Genomic DNA, 21,854 nt, shown 5'->3' on the forward strand with positions numbered 1-21,854 from the left:
CGCGCGTGTGGGGCATTTCGGCCGGCCTGTCAGACCCGATGACACCATCACGGAAGGGCCCTCATGTCCGGTAAGCATCGCCAGCCGTCGCGCATCCGATCCGCAGCTCGCTGGGTCCCCGGGCTGACCGCAGCCGCGGTGAGCGCTACGGGACTGTCCACCGCGGTGATGACGGGAACGACGACGACTTTTGCCGCGCCCGCGGTGGCGCTGGTCGCGGCGATCACCCCGGCGAACTCGACGGCGCAGATCTTCGCCGGCTCCACCTACTACGGCACGGACTACGCGCAGACGAATCCGCCGCAGCAGGTGGTGCCGTTCTTCCTGGGGCCGCAGGGAATCGCCGACGCGATCGACCAGAACAGCACTGATCCTGACTTGGTGGTGGTGTCATCGGGTTGGGGTGCCGGCCAGACCGGACTCGCGCTGGCGAGCATGCAAGCCAACAACGACTCGGCCCTGAACAACGTCAAACTGGTCATCCTCGACAACAACACCAACCGGGCCGGCGGCGGATTCTGGACCACCTACTGGATGTTCGCGCCACTGCTGGGGACGTCGGCAGCTCCGGAGCCCAGCGACGTGTCGGTTCCGGTGGTCGACACCGCCTACGAATACAACATCAACTCCGACGCCCCGACCTACCCGCTCAACGTGGTTGCCGACGCAAATGCGCTTGCGGCGTACGCCTATGGCTATGGCGCGCAGTCGAGTGCGCCGATGCCAGCCGAAGCGCTCGCTGCTCAGCCTACCGATCCGGTGCACTACCACTACGTCGTCGCGCCGGACGGTACGTATACCAAATACGAGGTGTCCGGCAATGTCACGTACGTGACCTTCACGACCGACAGGCTGCCGCTGGTGCGGCCGCTGTTGTTGCTACCCGGCGGGGACATCGTCGCCGACGCTGTCGAGCCTGCGCTTACCGACATCGTCAACGCGGGCTACCAGGACAACCAGCCGATCCCGCAGGATCCCACCAAGACCCGGCCGGTCGGTCTGCTGCCGCCGGCATCCGATATGACGGGCACCCTCGGCGCTTTGCCCGGCGATGTCCAGGCCGGCGTGACGAAGGCTGCGGCCACCGCTGAAGAGGACCTGTCCGCGCCGGCCACGTTGGTGACGAGACCGCTCGCCGAAGCCTCGAGCACGGCCAAGATCTTCACTGGCAACCTGACCACATCGTCGTTGTCGACTACCGGTCTGCCCGGATTGTCCGGTGTGTCAGCGTTGTCCTCGCCCAACAAGCCGTTGTCCTCGGCCAACAGGTCGGTTCCGAATCCGATGAAATCGAGTAAGCCGGCTGGTCGCGCCAATCCCGTGCAGAAGGTGGCGGGCAGCGTCAACTCGACCGTGAGCGGCGTGGCGAAAGGTGTGCAGAACGCCGTGAAGAAGGTCGTGTCCGGCGACAAGCCGTCGTCGTGACCCGCTGAGGAGCATCCGGCGACATCGGTTGCCGCCCTATACTTTGTCCACGCATTTGCGGGGACAGGAGCCTTGATGGCCGGAGACGATGAGCGCGCGGCGAACGTTCGTGTGCTGCAGATCCTTCCTGACTCGTCGGGGCGTCCGGTCTTCTACGGCATTCTCCTGCAGTGGGCGCTGCGGGTGGTGTTGGTGGGCTACATCGCCGTCACGTTGCTGTTGCAGCCCCCGCAGCGCGACCTGTGGGTCTGCGTCCTGGCGGTGGCTGTGTACGTGGCCGTACTGGCCGCGTGGAGCTGGTGGGTGTTGCGTACGGGGCCCTCGTCGGAAGACATCACCAGTCGGCCGCCGGCACTGTTCATGCTCGCCGCCGACGTCGCGCTGGTGTCCATCCTCTCGGTGCTCACCGGCTTGCACTCGCCGGAGGAATGGACGTCGAATGTGTTGCGTACCGGGCTGTTCCTGATTCCGGTGATCGCCGCGGCGCAGCTGGATCCGTTCCTCAGTGCCGTCACGGCGATTCCGACGATCACGGCATACATCGTGGTCAGTTGGATCAGCCAGGCCGGCAACGAAGAGCCGTGGTCGTCGATTCTGTTGAACACCATCGTGTTATCGGGGCTGGCGGCCGGTTCGGTCGCGTTGTCCCGGATTCAGCGGTCGAAGGTCGAGACAATCGAGGAGCTGGCCCGACAGCGAACCCAACTGCTCGACGATGTGCTGGGTTTGGAGAAGCGTGAACGCCAAGCTCTCTCGGAGCGACTACACGACGGGCCGCTGCAGTACGTGCTCGTTGCGCGAGGCGATCTCGAGGATGTCCGGGCCGGGTCGGGCCCCGCGCTGGACCTGGTGGAAACGGCACTCAAGGAATGTTCGGCGCTGCTGCGCGACGCTGTCCGTGAGCTGCACCCCGAGATCCTCAACCGCGCCGGCCTCAAAGCCGCGATCGAGGCACTGGCCGACAGCATCGCCGCCCGTGACGATCTCGCGGTCGACATCGACTCCTCGACCTGGCCCGCGGACTTTCGCACCGACGCCGATCATCTGCTGTACAGCGCGGCGCGTGAATTCACCACCAACGTCATCAAACATGCCCACGCTCAGACCTTGCGCATCGAGCTGAGCTGCGAGGCCGGCGAGGCGCGGTTGCGGATCATCGACGACGGGGTCGGTATCTCCGATGCGCGGTTGGCGAAAAGCATTGCCGAAGGCCACATCGGCATGGCATCGATCCGCACCAAGGTCCTCGCATCGTGCGGCCAGTTCGATGCCCACGCGACAACCGCAGGCACCGAGGTCGCGATCGTTCTACCGCTGCCGCGTGACTGACCGTCGCGCAGGCCCTTCATAACTCGGGATCTGCTGAGGGCCACCACGACCCATGGTGCATGGTGGACGCCGAGTTTCGATTACCGGTTCGTGAGGTATCCAAGGGCTGGGACGGTCGGCCACGCGGGTCGCCTCCGCGAAAGAGGAGAAGAACTGTGAGCGCAATCGACAAAGCGAAGAACAAGGGTCAGGAACTGGGCGGTAAGGCCAAGGAAGCTATCGGCAAGATCACCGGCGACAAGAGCACCGAAAACGAAGGCAAGGGCGACCAAGTGAAGTCACATTTGAAGGACGCCGGCGAGAAGGTCAAGGACGCGTTCAAGGATTAGGGTTCTCCTGAGCAGCCCAGTGGTAGCGCCGGCCGCCACCACTGGGCTGCTCAGGGGTGATCGGCCTGCTCGGCGACCCAGGAGTCGATCCGAGCCCACGTCTGTTCGAGCCAAGCGCTGATTTCATCGGGCCGCGGACGCTGGTCTGCCCGAAACAGTTCGGTGTGGACCAGGAGCTGTCGGTGAATCGGCAGCTGCCACCAGGGGCGTGCTCGCCCGTCAGGACAGAAGCCGGTATGGCTCAGCACAAGGACGCTCGCGCTCGGCGCGCCGGACACCGCGGCGATCGCACCGCCTGCACGTGGCGGCAGCGTATGGGACTGGCGGAACGCCCGTGCGGCTGCGCGAATCCGGCCCGTCGAGCGGAGCTCGGCGATAGTGGCGCGCCACCGCGACACACTGAAGTTCGCGCCTTCGGGAAACAGAAGTAGTGCTTGTCCACTGGACAGCGATGCAGCCAGATCTCGGATCTGGGCACGGGCGCGGTCGCCGTGACTCACAAAGCACACACACCCCAGCTGACCCGCGACGTCGAAAACAGGTTCCAGCCGGAGAGCTGCCCTGGCGACAACCCGGACCTGTAGGCGGTATTCGGTCATCAGCAGCCAGGCGATCAGAATGCTGTCCCCGGGGCCGCAGTGCCGTGACAGCACGATGACAGGCGCGCCGTCGGGAATCTCTTCGGAGGTCACTGAGCCCGGACCTATCGCGACCTCGACGTCGAGAAGCCGGCGGACAGCGTCGTGGGCCATGCTGCCGAAGTCGAACATCAGCCGATCGCAGTCGCGGTCACCACCCAGAAGCTTGGCCAATGTGCGCAATTCGATCAGTGCGTACGCCATCACCAAAGCCACGGACCGCAGCGGACGGCTTGACCGAGTCGTCAGGCTGACCAGGCCGGCGACGACCAAATAGATTGGCCCCGTGAGCAATATGAAGAGCATGAGGGTCGCGATGACCGGTATGGTCGCAGCCCGGTGCAGGGCCGTCATGACAGCGCCTCAAGATATTCTCGCGTGGCGTCGTACGCCAGTTCAGCACGTCGCGCTATGCGCCGGGTATCGCGGTAGCGCAGATTCGACCACGTGGCGGCCGGCCGCTGGGGCAGACCAGATGGCAGCACATGCACAGCGACGTCGGAACCCACGTGCTCCAGATCGCGGAGAAAGCGGTGTCGGCGCGAGATCTCAAAGGCCACGAAGCCGACCTCCCACAGGAACTGCGGTGGGGTGAGTTCTTCTTCCAGCCGGCCGACATGCAGCACCCAAACGGTATCGGCGCCGAGGGTCACCGCGCGATTCAGTGGGATGCTGTTCACCAGGCCACCGTCGTAGAAGTGCTCATCGCCGATTCGCACCGGGGGAAACACCCCGGGCAGTGCACACGAGGCCAGCACCGGCTCGATCAGGTCGCCGGTGTTGAACCAGTGCTCACGGCTGCGTTCGATGCTGGCGGCGACGCATTCGAAGGGTACCGGGAGATCTTCGAAGGTTTTGATGGGCAAGTGCTCACGCAACAGCTCACGGAGTTGATGGTTGTCGTGCAACGCTGTCTTGCTGCGCACGACCTCGGCGACCTGCCGCAGCGGGGAGCCGTCGAAGATTCCGTCTCCGGAAAGCGCGTCCCAAATCGTCAATAGGCGCGTCACACCTCCCAGGGTGGGGTCCACCGCGATCGCCGCGCCGTTGATCGCCCCGATCGATGTGCCGCATACCAGATCGGGGTGAACTCCCGCCTCCAGGAGGGCGCGGGCCATGCCGACCTCGGCCGCGCCCAGCACTCCGCCGCCGCCCAAGACAAACGCATCGCAGCCCACGTGACAGCTATACCCACAGTGGTGGCGCTTATATCGGCCGAGCGTCGCTCCTGGCCTAGTGTTCGGCGCCGGGGCGGCCGGTCCGTTCGGCCACTCGCTCGGCGGCCCGCGAGTGTTCCGCGGCCGAGACCACCACGGCGTCCGTTCCGGGGTACATCACCGCTTCGCGGCCGGTGACCAACCACCGCACCTCGTACGGGGGAGAGCCGTCCTCGGCGCGAACCCCGATGATCTCGGCGTGCTGCTCATGCTGGTCGGTGGTTGTGCCCTTCACAACCAGAAAATCGCCGACGTGCGCTTTCATCGTCCATCCTCCCTTCGCCTACTCGGCGAACACTTCCATCGTGCGCTCAGCGGCGGCGACGGGGAAGGCCCTATCCGGTGCACACCGCCAGGTCGTGCGCGATGAACAGGTCCAGCACCCGCGACTTTGTCGAAACATCAAGGGAGGCCGTCGATTCGTCGAGGATCAGCAGGTAGCCGGACGCCGCGCCGCCGGGCCCGACCGAAACGTCGGTAGGCAATACCGGTGACGACGCTGATGAAGACTGCGATACTCACCCATTGTGACCTTCAAGCGCACGGCTGCCGCGGCCGCCCTGTCCTTGATCCTCGGAAGCGGACTCGTTGTGGGGTTTGCCGGCTCGGCGCAGGTCGTACGGCTGGATTGTGAGCCCGGCGGCCTGCGGTTGTGCACGTGAGCGTCGGCGGCGGCGCCGGCCGCCCGTTGCAGGGTGACCAGACTCCGAGGCTGCCGATGCTCAACGGCAAGGTCGTCGACCTGACCGGCCCGGGCCGCACCTCCCGCTTCGGTGTGACTGCCACCGACCTCGGTGCATCGGTCGTGGCGCCCAACGGCAAGCTGGTCTCGGTGTTCGGCGACACCTTCTCGGGAACGATGGTGGGGCAGGGTGATTGGCGTTCCCCGGTGGCGCTGATCGGCACCGGCGACGCCGATCATGAGATCGTCTACGAACGTGCCGCCGGGGCTGATCCCGGCTATGCGCGCCAGCTGTGGCCGTACATTCATGACGACGCATCCAGCGGATGGAGCCGCGGCGGTATCAGCACCGTGATCCCGTCAGATCTGCTCCGCGTAGATGATTCGATCTACCTGCACGCCATCGTCAACCACGGCTTCGGCAATGTGATGTGGACCGAGATCTGGCGCTCGGACGACAGCGGTGTCTCCTGGACCCATATGGGGGAGCAGGCCAAGTTCCCGGGCGATCTCCAGGGCGGCTACGCGCAGTGCTGGTCCTGGGATTACGACCCCGACGACGGCTGGGTTTATGTGGTGGCCACAGGTTTTCAGCGTGACAAGGGCGTCATCCTGATGCGGGTGCGGCCCCAACAGATCGGGCAACGCACCCAGTACAGCTGCTGGGGCTTCACCAACGGCAGCTGGGGATGGGGCCGGCGGGCCACACCGATCACCCCACCCGGAGAACGCTGGGGAGAGCTGACATTCCGTCGGGTATCCGCCCGAACATGGGTTCTGGGCGGGTTTTTGGCGTCGCAGTACGCTCTCGGCTACCGCGTCGTCGATTCGCCGGTCGCCAACACGTACACGGCGCCGTTACAGATACCGGTTGTCGGGTCGTCGTGGGCCGACGAAGACCCCGCCGACAGCAGGGTCGCCCAGCTTTATGGCGGCTATCTACTGCCGGGCTCACGCTTCGACGTGCAGGGCGGGGTCGGACTGGTGGTGTCCCAGTGGCGCACCGATACCGGATGGCCTTACCGGGCAATGCAATTCAAGGGTCAACTGAGGAACACCAGCAGGACGCCACGGCCGGCCGACCCGCGGTCGGTTTAACTCTTGGCTCGCTTGACCAGAACCACCTCGGCGAGTGGGATTCGCGTCTGTTCCGGGGCCGCGGCCAGCCGGGCTGCCACGCCGGCTTCGAGCCGGTCGAAGAACACCGGGCGCCGACCTGTTCCGTCGAGGACATCGGCCAGCGCGCCGAACACCGCGAACCGACAGAACGCGGCCCACTGGGCGCCGAAGGCCTTTGCGTCATGGTCGATGCGGTACTGGTTGAAGAATCGGTCGTCGGCATCGAACACCTCGAGGTGTTCGACGGACAGCCGTTCGAAATGCCCGGACGGCACGAAGGGGGCGGTAAAATCCGCTGCGGCGCGGCCCACGATGGGCAATGACATCCGATGCAATTCGTCGCCGCTGATGACTCCGTCGTCAGCCAGTTCACAAAGCGCGTCGTTGAGAGCGAATAGCGCTGGGCGACAGCCGAAGTCGCCATCCTCGGTCAGGGCCATCGTCAGGACCACGAGTTTGCCGCCGGGACATAGCTCGCGCCCTCGGAACGCCACGAACTCCTGCCAGTCGTGTGCGGCCTGCTGCGCGTAGGCGGCTTTGACGTGGGCCTCGGCGCTGTAGGCCACCGCGATGTGATCGCCGACCGGCATCGGCACCCGACTCAGCTGCAGAATCGACCACGCCGACCAGCCCAGGTTGATGCTGTTCGACGGCAGGATCTGGTTGTAGTAGGACCGGCCGACTGCTGAGGCGAACGTTGCTGTATCCCTGCGCAGATAGGAGTCCGGATCCTCCGAGAGAGTGCGGAACATCGTGGTGAAGTCATTGTCGGGAGTATCTGTGTGCGTCACCAGGACCGAATGTTCGGGGCGGGTGCGGCCTCGCAGCACGCTGACCGCCGTTCCGATCGCGAGCAGGCCATTGTGCCCCGTACCCGCGCCGTAGTCGGCGATGACGATCGGCTGGGGCGGGGCCGGCAGCGGTACGGTGCGGGCGGCCTCGGCGAAAAGTGTTATCGCCGAGCTCAATCCGGCCGCCTGTAACCGCGAACTCGGCGTCTGGTTGCGATCATCGTCCGGGTCCGGGCGCACCACGAGGCTGGATTCCGGCATATCTAGCTCCGCCGCCGATCGCGATCCTGCGCGACCGGTCCGGTCCACGCATACGGCGAGGTGCCGATCCCCGCTCGCTCCTCGCGGTGCATCGTCAGTGGCGGTGTTGGTTTGGCCACTTCCTCCTCCCCGCTCGTTCCTCGCGGTGCATCGTCAGTGGCCGCGCGCCACCCAGTCGTCGTAATGAATGATTTCGTCTCCGATGGTGGTGGTGTCGCCGTGGCCGGTGTAGACCACGGTCTCTCCGGGGAGGACGCCGAGCCGCTTGGAGATGGAGTCGAGGATGGTGGGAAAGTCGGAGTAGGAGCGTCCGGTGGCTCCCGGGCCGCCGTGGAACAAGGTGTCCCCGGAGATGACGGCGCTCAAGTCGGGTGCTGACCAGCAGACGGAGCCCGGGGAGTGCCCGGGGGTGTGCAGGGCGTGCAGGTCGATTCCGGCGACGGTCAGTACCTGGCGGTCGGTAACGGGGCGGAAGGCATCGTCAGGGTGGATTTCTCGCCACAGCATCTCGTCGGCGGGGTGCAGCAGCACCGGGGCGTCCAGGGCCGCCGCGAGTTGAGGCGCGACCGTGATGTGGTCGTTGTGCCCGTGGGTGCAGACCACCGCGACGACGTTGCGGCCGCCGACGGCGTCGATGATCGGTTGTGCGGTGTGGGCGGCGTCGAAGACCACCACGTCGGAGTCGTCACCGATGAGCCAGATGTTGTTGTCGACGTCCCAGGTGCCGCCGTCGAGGGAGAAGGTGCCGGAGGTGACCACCCGCTGGATCGCGCTCATAGCACGACCACCGAACGCAGCACCTCACCGGCATGCATGCGATGGAAGGACTCTTCGACGGCATTCAGGCTGATGCGTTCGGTGACGAACCTCTGCAGGGGGAGGCGGCCCTGCATGTAGAGGGATATGAGGGTGGGGAAGTCGCGTTCGGGTAAGCAGTCGCCGTACCACGAGGACTTCAATGATCCACCGCGGGAGAAGAAGTCGACCAGCGGCATCTCCAGCGTCATGCCGGGGATGGGAACGCCGACCAGCACGAGGGTGCCGGCCAGGGCCCGGGCGTAGAAGGCCTCCTTCCAGGTTTCGGGACGTCCGACCGCATCGATCACGACGTCGGCGCCGACGCCGTCGGTGAGGTCCCGGATAGTTTCGACCGGGTCGAGTTCGAGTGCGTTGATGGTGTGGGTCGCGCCGAAATCGCGGGCCCAGTTGAGCTTTGTGTTGTCGGTGTCGACGGCGATGATCTTTCTGGCGCCGACCAGGGCTGAGCCGGCGATGGCGGCGTCGCCTATGCCACCGCAGCCGATGACGGCGACGGTGTCATCGAGCGTGACCGCACCGGTGTTGACGGCGGCGCCGATGCCGGCCATGACACCGCAGCCGAGCAGCCCGGCGATGGCGGGGTCGGCAGTGGGGTCGACTTTGGTGCATTGGCCTTCGGCCACCAGGGTTTTATCAGCGAAGGCGCCGATGCCCAAGGCGGGGGTGAGTTCGGTGCCGTCGGTGAGAGTCATCTTTTGGATGGCGTTGTGGGTGTCGAAACACAGGTGGGGGCGGCCGCGTTTACAGGCGCGGCATTCCCCGCATACCGCTCGCCAGTTGAGTATCACGAAGTCGCCGGGGGCGACGTGGGTGACACCCTCACCCACCGACTCGACGAGGCCTGCGGCTTCGTGGCCGAGTAGGAAAGGGAATTCGTCGGTGATGCCACCGTCGCGGTAGGTCAGATCGGTGTGGCACACCCCGCACGCCTGGATGGACACCACTACCTCACCGGGACCCGGATCCGGAATAACAATCTCTACCAACTCGACGGGCGCTTTGGCGCTACGGGCGATGACGCCACGAACAATCTGGCTCATGCTCATAACCTAATACCGCGCGTACCGAACCGACGGCCCCTTGCGCACCTTCGCGATATCGTTGGTTGTGGTGGACGATCGGACCGAACTTCTCGTCATCGCGCGGTCGGCGTACCGGCGAAATGACTGGCGCACCAGTTACGAATCCTTCAGCCGTGTCGAAGGCGTGCAGGCACTCGACACTGACGATCTTGCGGTTTTCGCGGCGGTGGCCTGGCGCCAGGGCCACGGCGGGGAAGCCGTGCGAATCAACGAACGTGTCCACAGCCGCTTACTGCGCACGGATCCCGTTCAGGCTGCCATGAAGGCGGCCGAACTCGGCCTGGCCTGGCTGGCTCGCGGTCATCTAGCCCTGGCGCGGCATTGGGCGCAGCGGGCTGAGGTGCTTCTGCGCGGTGTTCCGGAGGTCGGCGCGCACGGTTACCTGATGTATCTCACCGGAGTGATTGCGGCCGACGCCGACGAATCGAGCCAGCAGGCCGATGCGGCGCGGGAACTCGCGGGAATCGCCGGACGCATCGACGACGTGGCCGTGACGACGCTGGCGCGCGTGCTCGAGGGTCTGAGCACCACCGCGGTCGACGCCGCCGCCGGTGTGGCGACGCTCGACGATGTCCTGTTGCCGATGCTCGATGAGCGAGTGCCGATGGAGTGGGCCGGCGATGTCTACCGGCGAGCGTTGAGCCTGGCGCAGCGTCGTGGCGACCGCGAGCGGCTGCGGTCCTGGACTCGGTCGATGCAACAGTGGTGCGAAACCACGCAGGCCTCGCAATCGGCCTACCGCGCGATTTGCGATGTGTACCGGCTCTCGGTGGAGTCGAGCGCCGACACCGCCGAGTTGGTGCGGCGTGGCGTCGACTTGCGTCGCCTGGTTGCCGAAGTGGACGCCGTGGCCGCCGGTTTGGCGGATGGATTGCTTGCGCGTGGCATGGGGCGCACGGGCTAGGTTTTCGGGTGATGAGCGCTTGCGCGAAGAGCAAAGGAGCACCGATGAGCGTTGCGGATGTTCTGGAAGTCCTTGACGACTGGCCGGTGACGGCCGCGGCCGCCGCGGTGGTAGGGCCTTTCGGGGTGCGTGGCGCCCACGGTGATACGGCCAAGCCGTTCGCGCTCGCGTCGGTGACCAAGCCATTGGTAGCGCGGGCCGCGCAGATCGCTGTCGAGGAAGGGGTCGTCGAACTCGACACGCCGGCCGGCCCGCCTGGCTCGACCATCCGCCATCTCCTCGCACACGCCTCGGGCATGGCCATGTTGTCGACTGAGGTCCTCGCCAAGCCGGGTACGCGTCGCATCTACTCCAACGCCGGATTCGCGGTGCTGGCACGGGCGATCGAGAAAGAGTCGGGGATCGAGTTCGGCCAGTACCTCACCGAGTCGGTATTCGAGCCACTCGGGATGTCGGCGTCGACGCTGTCCGGCGGGGCCGACGCTGCGGGATTCGGGGGCACGTCGACGGTAGCCGACCTGGCGAAGTTCGCTCGTGAGCTGTTGCAGCCTGCGCTGGTGTCCCCGGCAATGCACACGGCCGCCACCGCGGTGCAGTTTCCCGGTCTCTCGGGTGTGTTACCGGGCTTCGGCGCGCAGCGACCCAACGATTGGGGGCTTGGGTTCGAGATTCGCGACAGCAAATCGCCGCACTGGACCGGTGCGACCAACTCGCCGGCCACGTTCGGCCATTTCGGCCAGTCGGGGACGTTTCTGTGGGTGGATCCCGACGCTGATGCGGCGTTGGTGGTGCTTACCGACCGCGACTTCGGGGAGTGGACGTACCCGCTGTGGCCAGCAATATCTGACGGTGTCCTGAGAGAAATCGGGTCAGACTAGCGCAACATAGGCCACACGAGGCACAATAGACACGCACGACACAACTGCATTACTCGATCGGTATCGCTAGGTCGTTGGGGAAGACGTCCCTCGTGAAGCCGAAGGAGTAGCAGATGCGTGCGTCGAACCAGTTCGCCGACGCGGCGACAGGCGTGGTGTACGTCCACGCCTCACCCGCGGCGGTATGCCCGCATGTCGAGTGGGCGTTGTCGTCGACCCTGTCGGCGCGGGCGAATCTCAAGTGGACGCCCCAACCGGCGATGCCGGGGCAGCTACGTGCCGTCACCAATTGGGTCGGCCCGGTCGGCACGGGAGCGCAGTTGGCGAACGCCCTGCGGTCCTGGTCGGTGCTGCGGTTCGAGGTGACCGAGGATCCCAGTGCCGGTGTCGACGGCCACCGTTGGTGCCACACCCCGCAGCTCGGTCTGTGGAGCGGTGCGATGAGTGCCAACGGCGACGTCATGGTCGGCGAGATGCGGCTGCGGACGTTGATGGCCGGCGGCGCTGACATGCTGGCCGCCGAACTGGATTCAGTACTCGGCACGGCCTGGGACGAAGCGCTGGAGCCCTATCGTGACGGCGGGGACGCCGGCGAAGTCAGCTGGCTCAATAGGGGAGTCGGGTAGCGCGTCAGCCGCGCTGCCACAAGCAGTAGCCGCTGAGCGTCGCCGTGAACAGGTGGTCGCTGAATTCGATTGTCAGCGGCTGGCCCGGATCGGCGGCGTGCGTCTCGGGTGGCGACGTTTCACCGGCAGCCACCACGTCGACAACCTCGGCACGACACGATGTTTCGTCGGTCTGGGGCGTCGCCGTCCACGTACCCGCTCGCACCTCGGGGTTCCTCCGACCCTGACCGTGCAGGACAAGTTCGGGCCCGGTGGTCAGCCAGCGATCCGAGGCCGGATAGGGGTCGAGGTATCCCTGCCACGCCCCGCCGGTGCACTGCAGCAAGTTCTTGGCGGTGCCGGTTTCTGCGGCCGGGTGGGGCAATTCCGTCAACGCACTGTCGAGATTGTCGTCGCACCCGGAACCGGCCCGCGGGGCCGCGGTCTCGGACGGGCCTGGCTGTGTTGGTTCGGGATTCGCCCGGGCGCACGCCCCGGCACCCACTGCGGCGGCGGTCCCGATGGCGGCCACAGCGAGTGCGAGCGAACGGTTCATGAGGACAGATCTGTTACGTGTACTGGATTTTCATGGGTGAGAGGTCGGTCTGCTTGAGCGCGACGTTGTAGGCACCCCAGTAGGAGAGGTTGTAGTACAGGTACTGCTCGTTCTCGGCACCCAGCTGATCCGTGCCCGACCACGGGTGGATCATCGGTGCGTACATGCCCGACTGTGTGGTCCCCAGAACGGGATCCGTGACGAGCGTGTTGTTCGCCACCAGGACGGTGGCATCGGACCACTCACCCTGTGGTGAGTCGGACACTCGCATCACCACGTTGTTGCCGCCGTCGGTGTACAGCACGACGTACTTCCCGAGATATTCGTTGTACTGCACGGACATCTCGCTGACGTTGCCTCTGGTCGGGATACCGCCGACCCAGATGCCGTTGATGAAGCCCGCGATCGACTTGTTGATGTGGCCCAGGAACCCGGTCTTGGGCAGCAGTGGCAGGTAATTACTGTTGCCGCCGCCGATCACCGACGTCGCCGCCGAGGGATCACCCTTGACCCACCCGCCCTTGTCTTCACCTGACCAGTACTCGTAGTCGTCGAGATTGGTGAGGTCGCTCTCGGCGACGCGCGCAACATACGCCGAACCCTGACGGCCCGAAGGTGTTCCGTACACGTAGACGTAGCGCTCACCCTCGCCGACCGTCCCTGACGTCCACGAGTTGGGATCATCGGCGTTGCCATACACCAGCGCGTTCTGCTGGAAGTTCTGATTGCCGGCGACGAACGACTGGTTGGTTCGTAAGAAGCCCGAGGCCCGTACGGTATCGGGGTCGACGGTCCAATGCTCGCCGCCGTCAGTGGAATAGGCGATCGCAGAATAGTTGGTGGTCCAGCTGCCCGGGTTGTCCCACGTCCGCACCGACATGACCGTCACGTACTGGGTGGTCTTGTCACCCTGGGTGACCGAGATGGCCGAGGTGGGAATCATCGTGTAGGTGGTACCGACCAGACCGTTGAGGGCAGGACTCGCCAGGATCACCTGTGAGGCACCGATGGGGCCCGCGCCAAGTCCGTTCTGATAACTCGCTGCCGGGCCCCACCACGTATTGGCGTCGTAGTTGGTGCCCGGACCGGTTCCACCCGGGGTGACCACGCCTTCATCGAACTGCAGCCCGTCGCCCAGATTCCTGTCGCCCGTGCGGAACAGCACGTTGTTGCGCCAACCGGTGGTCATCGCGCTGTCGTCGAAGGTGTCGCCGAAGATCGTCAGAATCTTCCCTGAGCCGTTGTCCCACATGATGCCGAGATCGGTGCCTCCCACATACCACGATGCCGTGGAATCTCCGGTCACCCAACCCACGGAGGTGGTCTCACCGACCTGCGGGGCTGCCGGCTTGGGAGTCAGCTGGTTGGGGCCCACTGTCGTGTTCGGGCTGACCGCTGCCGTCAGCTGGACATCACTCACCGCGGCCGCCGGTGCCGCGTCAGTCACCGATACGAGGCTCGCGGTGCCGTTCGGGTTGATCGTCCGCTCGGTTTCCCGGCGGGCCCAAGCCATTACGGCCCACAGTGCGGGCGACGGGCCGGGGGTAACAGGAGTCGGCGCAATGTCCGGGCTGTGCTGCGCCGCAGCCGCGGTCGCGTCCTTGACCTTCACGACCACGGTGTTCGGGGCTTCGGTCCGGTGCAGATCCGGTACTGTACCGGCGGCCTCGGGGACGACCTTGGTGGTGTCGAGCTTCCCGCTACTCGCGCGCGACGCAACCCGTTTTGGAGCCTCGCCCTTGACTTTCATGCGTGTCTCCGCGCGCGGCGATGATGTGCCGGGCCGGTTATAGATGTTGCGCTTCAGGGCACTTCCGGCACTATCGGGGCCGGCTTCGACATCCTTGTGGACGCGGTCGGCGATCTTCGACAGTGGACCCTTGCGGGTCGCTGCTGAAGTGGCTGTCCGGCGGGTCTTGCCTTCGCTGCTGCTGGTGCTTGTCTTGCCGGTGTCGCTGCCGCTGTCGTCGGCCCATGCGACACCGGTACCGGCGGTCAGCGCCGTACCGATGCCGAGCGCGACCGCCAGTGCGCCGGCGCGGCCGACGTGCTTACTTGCTTCCATGAGGCTCCGTTGACTCGATCCACCCACCCGCAGCAACGTACCTTGTCCAGCTCGGCACATCGGGAAGAACACGCCGATACCGCACCATAGCGGCCGACAGGTACAGGTCAGGGCACGAGGATTCGGAGCGCCTGAGATACCGCGGACACTGTCACCGGGAGGGCCGCAGCGAAATCGCCGTCGGCATAGGCGTTGATGCCAGGGCAGTCGACCTCCACGGTCGCGGCCCGTCTGGTGGTGACCTCGGGCAGATTGACGTGGGTGCCCTTGAACACTCTGGGGAACACGCGAATCAGCTTGGTACGCGACGCCGAATGGACCATGGTGATGTCGAGCAGGCCATCGGTGTGGTCGGCGCCCGGGCAGATCAGCATGCCGCCGCCGTAGCTGCGGGTGTTGCCGAAGGCCGCCAGTGTCAGATCGGTCGTGACCTCCGGTCCGCCGTCGAAGGCCAGCCGGAACGGCAACAAGCGCAGCTTCGACAACTCGGCGACCATGGCCACGTTGTAGCGCATCCGGCCGTGCGGCCAACGCATGCGGTTGGTGCGGTCGCTGACCAGCGAGTCGAAGCCGGCGGCCATCACGGTGCCGAACCACTTGACGACACCGGAGCGGTCGACGATGCGACCGAGGTCGATAGTCTCGGTGCGGCCGGCGGCGATCACATCGGCCGCTGCTTCGGGATCGTTTGTGGGCAGGCCGAACTCACGGGCATGATCGTTTCCGGTGCCAGCTGGCACGATGCCCAGCGGAACGTCACCCTGGGCCAACTCCTGCAGAGCCAACGAGATCACGCCGTCGCCGCCGACCACCACGAGCGCATCGGTTCCGGCCTCGAGGGCCTCACCGACGAGGCGGCGGGCGTGATCGGCGTCGGTGCCCACGATGGCGTTCACGTCCAGGCCGTGCCGCTGAAACCGGCCGACCGCGCGTTCGGCAGCGTGTGGCGCATTGCCGTGCCCGGACAGCGGATTGGTCAGCACCGTGACGTGGGCCAAAGGGGTGATCACGGAATCAGCTTGCCCGGGTTGAGGATTCCGGCCGGGTCCAGGGTGCGCTTGACTGCGCGCAGCACTTCGACGCCGAGTTCGCCGATCTCGGCGCCCATCCACGGACGATGATCCGCGCCGACCGCGTGATGGTGGGTGATGGTGGCGCCGGTGCGCACCATGGCATCGGTGGCCGCGGCCTTGGCGGCCCGCCACTGCTCGATCGGATTGTCGTGCTGTGCCGCGACGACGGTGAAGTACAGCGAGGCGCCGGTGGCATACACATGCGAAATGTGGCACATGACCAGTGCCGGCGCCAGCGCGGTCGTCAAGGCCTCGGTGACAGCGGCTTTCAACGCCGCGACGTTCGACCAATTGGTAGCGGTTTCGAGCGTCTCACACAGCGCACCGGCGGACAGCAGGGAATCCCGCAGGTACGGTGCCCCGAACCGGCCTTGCTCCCAGGCCCGCGCCGGGGCCTCACCCAGCGACGTGCCACCGTGCTGCTCCAGCACCGCCCGTGTCTCGGCATGACGGCTCTCGGCATGCGCTTCAGTGCCCTCGAACACCGTGATGGCCAGGCAGCCGCCGGTAATGCTCTGCTCACCAATGCTTTCCGTGGTGGCCAGGTTCACGGCCGTCTCCACCTCGTCGGACAGCCGGATCACGGTCGGACCGGTTCCGGTCTGGATGACTGCGCGCAGCGCGTCCGCGCCGGCGGCGAAGTCGGGGAACGACCACGCCTCGTAGCGGGTGGACTCGGGAACGGGGTGAACGCGTACCCGCACCCGGGTGATGATCCCGAACGCGCCTTCCGAACCTACGACGAGCTGACGCAGATCCGGCCCGGCCGCAGACGCGGGAGCACGGCCGAGATCCAGCACGCCGGCCGGCGTCACCGCCCGCACCCCGCGGACCATGTCGTCGAACCGACCGTAACCCGCGGAATCCTGCCCGGAGGACCGGGTGGCGGCGAATCCTCCGATGGTGGCGAACTGGAAGCTCTGCGGAAAGTGGCCGAGCGAGAATCCCTGTGCACCAAGAAGTTTCTCCGCTTCGGGCCCGGTGACCCCGGCCTGAAACTCGGCCTCGCCCGACACCTTGTCCAGGCTGATCAGCCGGTTCAGTCGGCGCAGATCCAGTGCGGCGACGGCGGTGAGGCCGTCACGAAAGGGGTCGAGGCCGCCCACCACACTGGTGCCGCCGCCGAACGGGACGACCGCGATGCGCTGGGCCGAACAGTAAGCCAGCAGCTCGGCTATCTCGTCCTCGGAGCCCGGCAGCAGCACGGCGTCGGGCGCATCCTGTACTTCGGAATCCTTGCGGCGCAACAGGTCCAGGGTCGACTTCCCGCTGGCGTGCAGAAGCCGGGACGTGTCGTCAGTGGCGCAGTGCGGTGCGCCGACGATCGCAGCCAGCGCGGCGCAGTGTGTCTCGTCGAGCGCAGAGGGTCGCAGCCGAACCTGCTCGGCGGTGAGCTCGGGCACCTGGGTCTCGCCGACGCCGAGAGCCTGGCGCAGCAGGGCTCGAATCCCGTCGGATAGCGGTCTGGCGGCTTGGGAATCACCCCAAGCATTCCATTTCATCGGAGGTAGGAGCTGCTCAGCCGGGCGCGTCATGCGTTACAGTATTACATATGATGTCAATCAGTAACGATCGAGCAGGGGAGTCTCTGGGGGACCGCATCCTCGACGCGGCCGCCGGCTGTGTACTGGCATACGGCATCGACCGGGTCACCTTGGCTGAAATCGCTCGCCGCGCCGGCGTGAGCCGGCCGACTGTCTACCGCCGCTTCCCGGACACCCGCTCGATCCTGGCGGCGCTGCTCACTGCGCGGATCGTGCATGTGCTCGACGACGTCGACAGCGCAGGACCCGGGCGTGAAGCCTTGGTGGCGCGGATCGTGCAGGTCGCGCAGCGGCTGCGGCACGACGAGGTGATCATGGCCGTGCTGCACACCGCACCTGAGCTGGCCATGGTGTACATCGCCGAACGACTGGGCACCAGCCAGCAGATCCTGATCGATGCAGTCGCCGGGGAGCTCAAGCTTGCGCAGGAAGATGGCAGCGTACGCGGAGGCGATCCGCGCCAACTCGCCACCATGTGCCTGCTGATCACGCAGTCGGCGATCCAGTCTGCGCAGATGGTCGAGCCGATCTTGGATGCCGACGCGCTCGCCCGTGAACTGACCAACGCACTGAACGGATACCTCGCACCATGACCCGCTCCGCCGCACTCAACCGGGCCCGCCGGGTCACCGAACTTGCTGCACTCGCCGATGGCGAGCAACTCGATGTGCTTGTCATCGGGGGCGGCATCACCGGCGCCGGCATCGCACTCGACGCCGCCACCCGCGGGCTGAGCGTAGCGCTGGTGGAGAAACACGATCTGGCGTTCGGCACGAGCCGGTGGAGCTCCAAGCTGGTGCACGGTGGGCTGCGCTACCTCGCGACCGGAAATGTCGGCATCGCCCGGCGCAGCGCCATCGAACGCGGAATCCTGATGACCCGCAATGCCCCTCACCTGGTCAAGGCCATGCCGCAGTTGGTCCCGCTGTTACCGTCGATGAGCGGCACTTCGCGGGCACTGGTCCGCACCGGGTTCGTCGCCGGGGATGCGCTGCGCAAACTCGCGGGAACCCCTGCCAGGGTTTTGCCGCGGTCGCGTCGGGTGGACGCCGCCCGGGCGGTCGAGCTGGTACCCGCCGTGCGTACCGACGGTCTGGACGGCGCATTTCTGGCCTACGACGGTCAGCTCATCGACGACGCCCGGCTGGTGGTCGCCGTCGCGCGCACGGCTGCCCAACACGGCGCTCGAATTCTGACCCGGTTGGCCGCGACTGGCGCGCGAGGCGATTCGGTCACGCTCACCGAGCAGGTCACGGGCGAGACGTTCGACGTGACCGTCCGTGCCGTGATCAACGCCGCCGGTGTCTGGGCGGGTGAGGTGGACCCGTCCATCACGCTACGGCCCAGTCGCGGTACGCATTTGGTGTTCGAGGCTTCAGTCTTCGGCAATCCGGCTGCCGCGCTGACCATCCCGATACCGGGCGAGTTGAACCGGTTCGTGTTCGCCATGCCCGAACAGCTCGGCCGGGTGTACCTGGGGCTCACCGACGAGGCGGCCCCAGGACCCATACCCGATGTGCCGCAACCAACTTCGGGTGAGATCAGCTTTCTGCTGGACACCGTGAACAGCGCATTGGCCACGGCACTTACCCCTGGTGACGTGCGGGGTGCCTACGCTGGGCTGCGACCGCTGATCGAGAGCAGCGCGGACGCGAGGAGCACCAAGGGTACGGACGCGAGGAGCACCAAGGGCAGAGGCAAAGGGCCCAGCAGGACCGCCGACGTTTCCCGCGAGCATGCCGTCGTCGAATCGCCCAGCGGCGTGCTGAGCGTCATTGGAGGCAAACTCACCGAATACCGTTACATGGCCCAAGACGTCCTGGACCGTGCGGTCGCGTTGCGCGGCTTGCCCGCTACCGCCTGCCGCACCCGCAACCTCCCCCTGGTTGGTGCCCCGGCTAATCCGGTGTCGACCTTGCGCGCGCCGGTGGAGCTGCCGCTGTCCCTGGTGGCCCGCTACGGCGCCGAGGCACCCAACGTCGTCGCGCAAGCCGGGTGCGATCGCCCGACCGAGCCGGTCGCCGACGGGATCGACGTGACGCGAGCGGAATTCGAATACGCGGTGACGCACGAGGGTGCACTGACCGTCGGCGACATCCTGGATCGTCGCACCCGCATCGGGCTGGTGGCCGACGATCGGGCCCGAGCCGCCGAGGTAGCCGCGGAGTTCCTGGGGCGGGTGTGATCGCGGGTATATTAGGGCGGAACTGACCCGTATCGACAGGATGGTCCGTTATGGCAACCGATGGCGCTGCGTCGACATCGAACCCGCGCCGCAGCCCCGGACGCTTGGACCGGTCTCGTGACCCAGAGATTCTCGATGCGGCACTGCGGGGCGTGGCCGAACTGGGGTATGACCGGCTCAGCATGGACGACATTGCGGCACGGGCCGGCGTTGGCAAGGCCGCGATCTACCGTCGCTGGCCGTCGAAACCCGTGGTGGTCGCCGACGCGATCGCGCACTGGCGGCGTCGTCAGGGGTCGGTCGAACCGCCCAACACCGGAAGCCTGCGCGGCGATATCGAAGCGCTTGTCGCAGCGGTGCCCGAATTCGATGACGCTGGACTGAGCACAATTCAGGTGATTGTCGGGGTAGCGACGGCCGCGATGCACAATCCCGTCCTGGCGGCCGCACTGGATGATCTTGTGCTCTCCCCGCCGCGCCAGATGGTCCGACTGCTGCTCGACCACGCACAGGCGCGCGGGGAAATTCCGCCCGGCCGCGACCTGAGCCTCATACCTGACGTTGCATTGGGCCTCAACGTATTGCGGGTGATGACCGGACGGCCGATCGATCGGGTCTTTGTCCGGCGCGTCCTCGAAGACGTGATCCTGCCGCTGGCCGGCGCTCCGGCGCCCTAACGGTTGCGTATCGCACCCGGCAGTGCCACATTGGGAATAGGCGGAACTACTTAGTTCCGCATGGAGGAGGGTGCGATGAATGACGTTCGGATCCCCGTACTGATCGTCGGCGCGGGCGTCGCAGGGCTGGCCTGTGCGGATCTGCTGGCCCAGCACGGCGTCGAATCGGTGCTGGTGGAGAAACGGCGCGAGGCCTTCGTCTACCCGAAGGCCCGCAACCTGACCTTCCGCACCCTCGAGATCCTGCGCGCGCTCGGCCTGAGCGACCAGGTGCACGCCGTCGCCGACGGCGTTTCGGGCGTGGTCCTCAAACCGGCCCTGACCAGCACCTCAGCGGAACCGGCGATGGACGTCGACGCGATCTTCGACGAGTTCGTCGGCCTCAGCCCGGAACCGGTGGCCCAGTACTGCCCGCAGAGCCACCTGGAACCGATACTGCTGGCCGACATCCGTCGTCGCGGCAGCCAGGTCCGATATGGCACGAGCCTGTCGAGTTTCACCGAGGACGCCCACGGAGTCACGGCCGAGTTGAGTTCGGAGACCGGGACCGAGACAGTGCACGCCGACTATCTGATCGCCGCCGACGGCGTGCACAGCCCGATCCGCACCGCACTCGGCATCGATACATCGGGCTACGGGGCGCTGCCGATCTTCGTGGTGTTCATCTACTTTCGCGGTCGCTGGCGGTCGGTCGTGCCTGAACTCGGTGAGGGTGACGCGGTTCAGGTGCGCAACTCCGACGTGGACGGCATCTTCCTGGCAATCGACGGTGACCGCGGCATGTTCATCACCACATATTTGCCCCAAAGTGGTGAATCGGCAGAGCAGTTCACACCGGAGCACTGCCGCCGGGTGCTCACCGCGGCGATCGGCGAATCGATCGACCTTGAGATCATCGAGGTGGCACCGTGGCGGCCGTACGAGCAGGTGGCCACCCAATTCCGTAGCGGGCGAACCTATCTGGTGGGTGACGCTGCGCATACCATGCCGCCGTTCAAGGCCGGCGGTGCAAACACGGCCATCCAGAGCGCCCAGAACCTGGCCTGGAAGCTGGCGGCCGTGCACCACGGTGTCGCCGGGCCCGGCCTGCTCGCGACCTATCACGACGAGCGATATCCGATCGGCCGGTTCGCCGCCCGCCAGTCGCTGGTTGGACCGCCGCTAGCTCTGCTGAAGCTCGACGGCTCGGTGCCGGGCCTGTCGGCCGGGGAAGAAGCACCGCTGTTCACCATGGTGCTTGGTTACCAATACCACTCGGCGGCAGTGGCTTCCGATCATGCGTCGGCAGGCACCGTGACCTTCGTCGATGCACTGACCGGTCAACCAGGCACCCGTATGCCTCACATCTGGCTGCCCCGCGACGGGAAGCGGGTATCCACCCTGGACTTGATCGGCTCCGGTTTCGCTTTGTTCATAGCGGGGGAGCCGGCGGCGTGGACGGCTGCGGCCGCGCGTGTGGCGGCCACGTTCGGAGTAGAGGTTGCGGTGCACATGCTGGGCGACGACGGTGCGGCGCACACCGGGCTCGGTGCCGGAGGTGCGCTGTTGATACGGCCCGACGACTTTGTCGGCTGGCGTGTCGAGACCCTGCCCTCTGATCCGGAAACCGCTCTGCGGCAATCACTTTCTGCGATCCTCGATCGTTGAAACACCGAATGGCCAGTTATTGCACGGC

General features: G+C 66.2%; 23 protein-coding genes. 12 read left to right on the top strand and 11 right to left on the bottom strand.

Annotated features, from left to right (window positions below; translation table 11 throughout):
• Positions 1 to 63: 63 nt before the first annotated feature.
• The 3 genes from B133_RS0103910 (at position 64) to B133_RS0103920 (ending at position 3,083) form a co-directional block, all read left to right on the top strand.
• Positions 64 to 1,425 carry a PE-PPE domain-containing protein gene (locus tag B133_RS0103910; protein WP_018599408.1) on the top strand — a complete coding sequence of 454 codons (1,362 nt, stop codon included), beginning with the start codon at positions 64 to 66 and terminating at the stop codon, positions 1,423 to 1,425.
• A gap of 75 nt (positions 1,426 to 1,500) precedes the next feature.
• Positions 1,501 to 2,754 carry a sensor histidine kinase gene (locus tag B133_RS0103915; RefSeq protein ID WP_018599409.1) on the top strand — a complete coding sequence of 418 codons (1,254 nt, stop codon included), beginning with the start codon at positions 1,501 to 1,503 and terminating at the stop codon, positions 2,752 to 2,754.
• Positions 2,755 to 2,909: 155 nt separating this feature from the next.
• Positions 2,910 to 3,083 carry a CsbD family protein gene (locus B133_RS0103920; RefSeq protein WP_018599410.1) on the top strand — a complete coding sequence of 58 codons (174 nt, stop codon included), beginning with the start codon at positions 2,910 to 2,912 and terminating at the stop codon, positions 3,081 to 3,083.
• 50 nt (positions 3,084 to 3,133) lie between these two features.
• Here B133_RS0103920 and B133_RS0103925 read toward each other — a convergent pair whose 3' ends face one another.
• The 4 genes from B133_RS0103925 to B133_RS24260 all read right to left on the bottom strand — a co-directional run bounded on the left by B133_RS0103925 (position 3,134) and on the right by B133_RS24260 (position 5,423).
• The gene (locus tag B133_RS0103925) at positions 3,134 to 4,075 is read right to left on the bottom strand and encodes a 1-acyl-sn-glycerol-3-phosphate acyltransferase (protein WP_018599411.1); all 942 of its coding nucleotides are present in this window, start codon (positions 4,073 to 4,075) and stop codon (positions 3,134 to 3,136) included.
• A complete protein-coding gene (locus B133_RS0103930) occupies positions 4,072 to 4,899 on the bottom strand; it encodes a patatin-like phospholipase family protein (protein ID WP_018599412.1) in 828 nt (275 codons plus the stop codon). The genes B133_RS0103925 and B133_RS0103930 overlap by 4 nt, the downstream gene beginning before the upstream one ends.
• Positions 4,900 to 4,954: 55 nt before the next feature.
• Entirely contained in the window at positions 4,955 to 5,203 is a 249-nt protein-coding gene (locus tag B133_RS0103935; protein WP_018599413.1) for a DUF1918 domain-containing protein, read from the bottom strand.
• 70 nt (positions 5,204 to 5,273) lie between these two features.
• Complete coding sequence (locus tag B133_RS24260; protein ID WP_018599414.1) at positions 5,274 to 5,423, bottom strand: hypothetical protein; 150 nt, start codon at positions 5,421 to 5,423, stop codon at positions 5,274 to 5,276.
• Positions 5,424 to 5,465: 42 nt separating this feature from the next.
• Here B133_RS24260 and B133_RS25140 point away from each other — a divergent pair, with 42 nt between their 5' ends.
• Complete coding sequence (locus B133_RS25140) at positions 5,466 to 5,600, top strand: hypothetical protein (protein ID WP_018599415.1); 135 nt, start codon at positions 5,466 to 5,468, stop codon at positions 5,598 to 5,600.
• A gap of 56 nt (positions 5,601 to 5,656) precedes the next feature.
• Positions 5,657 to 6,718 carry a DUF4185 domain-containing protein gene (locus B133_RS0103950; protein ID WP_036418938.1) on the top strand — a complete coding sequence of 354 codons (1,062 nt, stop codon included), beginning with the start codon at positions 5,657 to 5,659 and terminating at the stop codon, positions 6,716 to 6,718.
• Here the strand turns inward: B133_RS0103950 and B133_RS0103955 are convergent.
• From B133_RS0103955 to B133_RS0103965, 3 genes are all read right to left on the bottom strand, one after another.
• Positions 6,715 to 7,791 (bottom strand): hypothetical protein, encoded by a 1,077-nt coding sequence (locus tag B133_RS0103955; protein WP_018599417.1) that lies wholly within the window; start codon positions 7,789 to 7,791, stop codon positions 6,715 to 6,717. The two genes, B133_RS0103950 and B133_RS0103955, sit on opposite strands and share 4 nt — an antisense overlap.
• Positions 7,792 to 7,944: 153 nt before the next feature.
• On the bottom strand, positions 7,945 to 8,568 hold the full coding sequence (locus B133_RS0103960; protein WP_018599418.1) for an MBL fold metallo-hydrolase: 624 nt from the start codon (positions 8,566 to 8,568) through the stop codon (positions 7,945 to 7,947).
• On the bottom strand, positions 8,565 to 9,650 hold the full coding sequence (locus tag B133_RS0103965) for an S-(hydroxymethyl)mycothiol dehydrogenase (RefSeq protein WP_026255937.1): 1,086 nt from the start codon (positions 9,648 to 9,650) through the stop codon (positions 8,565 to 8,567). Before B133_RS0103965 ends, B133_RS0103960 begins: the two co-directional genes overlap by 4 nt.
• Before the next feature lie 70 nt (positions 9,651 to 9,720).
• Here B133_RS0103965 and B133_RS0103970 point away from each other — a divergent pair, with 70 nt between their 5' ends.
• The 3 genes from B133_RS0103970 to B133_RS0103980 all read left to right on the top strand — a co-directional run bounded on the left by B133_RS0103970 (position 9,721) and on the right by B133_RS0103980 (position 12,100).
• Complete coding sequence (locus B133_RS0103970) at positions 9,721 to 10,596, top strand: chemotaxis protein CheY (protein WP_232423255.1); 876 nt, start codon at positions 9,721 to 9,723, stop codon at positions 10,594 to 10,596.
• A gap of 44 nt (positions 10,597 to 10,640) precedes the next feature.
• Entirely contained in the window at positions 10,641 to 11,474 is an 834-nt protein-coding gene (locus B133_RS0103975; protein ID WP_018599421.1) for a serine hydrolase, read from the top strand.
• 113 nt (positions 11,475 to 11,587) lie between these two features.
• Positions 11,588 to 12,100, top strand: a complete 513-nt coding sequence (locus tag B133_RS0103980; RefSeq protein ID WP_018599422.1) for a DUF3145 domain-containing protein — start codon at positions 11,588 to 11,590, stop codon at positions 12,098 to 12,100.
• A 4-nt stretch (positions 12,101 to 12,104) separates the two neighbouring features.
• Here the strand turns inward: B133_RS0103980 and B133_RS0103985 are convergent, their stop codons facing one another.
• The 4 genes from B133_RS0103985 to B133_RS0104000 all read right to left on the bottom strand — a co-directional run bounded on the left by B133_RS0103985 (position 12,105) and on the right by B133_RS0104000 (position 17,275).
• Positions 12,105 to 12,635: a hypothetical protein gene (locus B133_RS0103985; RefSeq protein ID WP_018599423.1), complete on the bottom strand. Its 531-nt coding sequence runs from the start codon at positions 12,633 to 12,635 to the stop codon at positions 12,105 to 12,107.
• Positions 12,636 to 12,648: 13 nt separating this feature from the next.
• On the bottom strand, positions 12,649 to 14,700 hold the full coding sequence (locus tag B133_RS0103990) for a DUF4185 domain-containing protein (RefSeq protein WP_018599424.1): 2,052 nt from the start codon (positions 14,698 to 14,700) through the stop codon (positions 12,649 to 12,651).
• A 107-nt stretch (positions 14,701 to 14,807) separates the two neighbouring features.
• Complete coding sequence (locus tag B133_RS0103995) at positions 14,808 to 15,710, bottom strand: diacylglycerol kinase (protein ID WP_018599425.1); 903 nt, start codon at positions 15,708 to 15,710, stop codon at positions 14,808 to 14,810.
• Positions 15,707 to 17,275, bottom strand: coding sequence for an FAD-binding oxidoreductase (locus B133_RS0104000; RefSeq protein ID WP_026255939.1), 1,569 nt, complete (start codon positions 17,273 to 17,275; stop codon positions 15,707 to 15,709). Before B133_RS0104000 ends, B133_RS0103995 begins: the two co-directional genes overlap by 4 nt.
• Before the next feature lie 50 nt (positions 17,276 to 17,325).
• On the opposite strand from B133_RS0104000, the gene B133_RS0104005 reads away from it, so the two are divergent.
• Genes B133_RS0104005 through B133_RS0104020 form a run of 4 tightly spaced genes read left to right on the top strand, consistent with a single transcriptional unit; the run spans position 17,326 to position 21,826 of the window.
• Complete coding sequence (locus B133_RS0104005; protein WP_018599427.1) at positions 17,326 to 17,910, top strand: TetR/AcrR family transcriptional regulator; 585 nt, start codon at positions 17,326 to 17,328, stop codon at positions 17,908 to 17,910.
• Positions 17,907 to 19,502: a glycerol-3-phosphate dehydrogenase/oxidase gene (locus B133_RS0104010; protein WP_018599428.1), complete on the top strand. Its 1,596-nt coding sequence runs from the start codon at positions 17,907 to 17,909 to the stop codon at positions 19,500 to 19,502. Before B133_RS0104005 ends, B133_RS0104010 begins: the two co-directional genes overlap by 4 nt.
• 50 nt (positions 19,503 to 19,552) lie before the next feature.
• The gene (locus B133_RS0104015; RefSeq protein WP_018599429.1) at positions 19,553 to 20,179 is read left to right on the top strand and encodes a TetR/AcrR family transcriptional regulator; all 627 of its coding nucleotides are present in this window, start codon (positions 19,553 to 19,555) and stop codon (positions 20,177 to 20,179) included.
• 60 nt (positions 20,180 to 20,239) lie between these two features.
• A complete protein-coding gene (locus B133_RS0104020) occupies positions 20,240 to 21,826 on the top strand; it encodes an FAD-dependent monooxygenase (protein ID WP_018599430.1) in 1,587 nt (528 codons plus the stop codon).
• The last annotated feature ends 28 nt before the right edge of the window (positions 21,827 to 21,854 follow it).

Origin of the sequence: Mycobacterium sp. 155 (genome assembly GCF_000373905.1) — a bacterium.
In the GTDB taxonomy this organism is placed as follows: Bacteria; Actinomycetota; Actinomycetes; order Mycobacteriales; family Mycobacteriaceae; genus Mycobacterium.

Bases quoted from the DNA above. Each gene is read 5' to 3' on its own strand.
- B133_RS0103910 (WP_018599408.1), top strand. From the start codon at position 64: ATGTCCGGTAAGCATCGCCAGCCGTCGCGCATCCGATCCGCAGCTCGC.
- B133_RS0103915 (WP_018599409.1), top strand. From the start codon at position 1,501: ATGGCCGGAGACGATGAGCGCGCGGCGAACGTTCGTGTGCTGCAGATC.
- B133_RS0103925 (WP_018599411.1), bottom strand. From the start codon at position 4,075: ATGACGGCCCTGCACCGGGCTGCGACCATACCGGTCATCGCGACCCTC.
- B133_RS0103935 (WP_018599413.1), bottom strand. From the start codon at position 5,203: ATGAAAGCGCACGTCGGCGATTTTCTGGTTGTGAAGGGCACAACCACC.
- B133_RS0103950 (WP_036418938.1), top strand. From the start codon at position 5,657: ATGCTCAACGGCAAGGTCGTCGACCTGACCGGCCCGGGCCGCACCTCC.
- B133_RS0103955 (WP_018599417.1), bottom strand. From the start codon at position 7,791: ATGCCGGAATCCAGCCTCGTGGTGCGCCCGGACCCGGACGATGATCGC.
- B133_RS0103960 (WP_018599418.1), bottom strand. From the start codon at position 8,568: ATGAGCGCGATCCAGCGGGTGGTCACCTCCGGCACCTTCTCCCTCGAC.
- B133_RS0103965 (WP_026255937.1), bottom strand. From the start codon at position 9,650: ATGAGCCAGATTGTTCGTGGCGTCATCGCCCGTAGCGCCAAAGCGCCC.
- B133_RS0103975 (WP_018599421.1), top strand. From the start codon at position 10,641: ATGAGCGTTGCGGATGTTCTGGAAGTCCTTGACGACTGGCCGGTGACG.
- B133_RS0103980 (WP_018599422.1), top strand. From the start codon at position 11,588: ATGCGTGCGTCGAACCAGTTCGCCGACGCGGCGACAGGCGTGGTGTAC.
- B133_RS0103985 (WP_018599423.1), bottom strand. From the start codon at position 12,635: ATGAACCGTTCGCTCGCACTCGCTGTGGCCGCCATCGGGACCGCCGCC.
- B133_RS0103990 (WP_018599424.1), bottom strand. From the start codon at position 14,700: ATGGAAGCAAGTAAGCACGTCGGCCGCGCCGGCGCACTGGCGGTCGCG.
- B133_RS0104000 (WP_026255939.1), bottom strand. From the start codon at position 17,275: ATGAAATGGAATGCTTGGGGTGATTCCCAAGCCGCCAGACCGCTATCC.
- B133_RS0104005 (WP_018599427.1), top strand. From the start codon at position 17,326: ATGATGTCAATCAGTAACGATCGAGCAGGGGAGTCTCTGGGGGACCGC.
- B133_RS0104010 (WP_018599428.1), top strand. From the start codon at position 17,907: ATGACCCGCTCCGCCGCACTCAACCGGGCCCGCCGGGTCACCGAACTT.
- B133_RS0104015 (WP_018599429.1), top strand. From the start codon at position 19,553: ATGGCAACCGATGGCGCTGCGTCGACATCGAACCCGCGCCGCAGCCCC.
- B133_RS0104020 (WP_018599430.1), top strand. From the start codon at position 20,240: ATGGAGGAGGGTGCGATGAATGACGTTCGGATCCCCGTACTGATCGTC.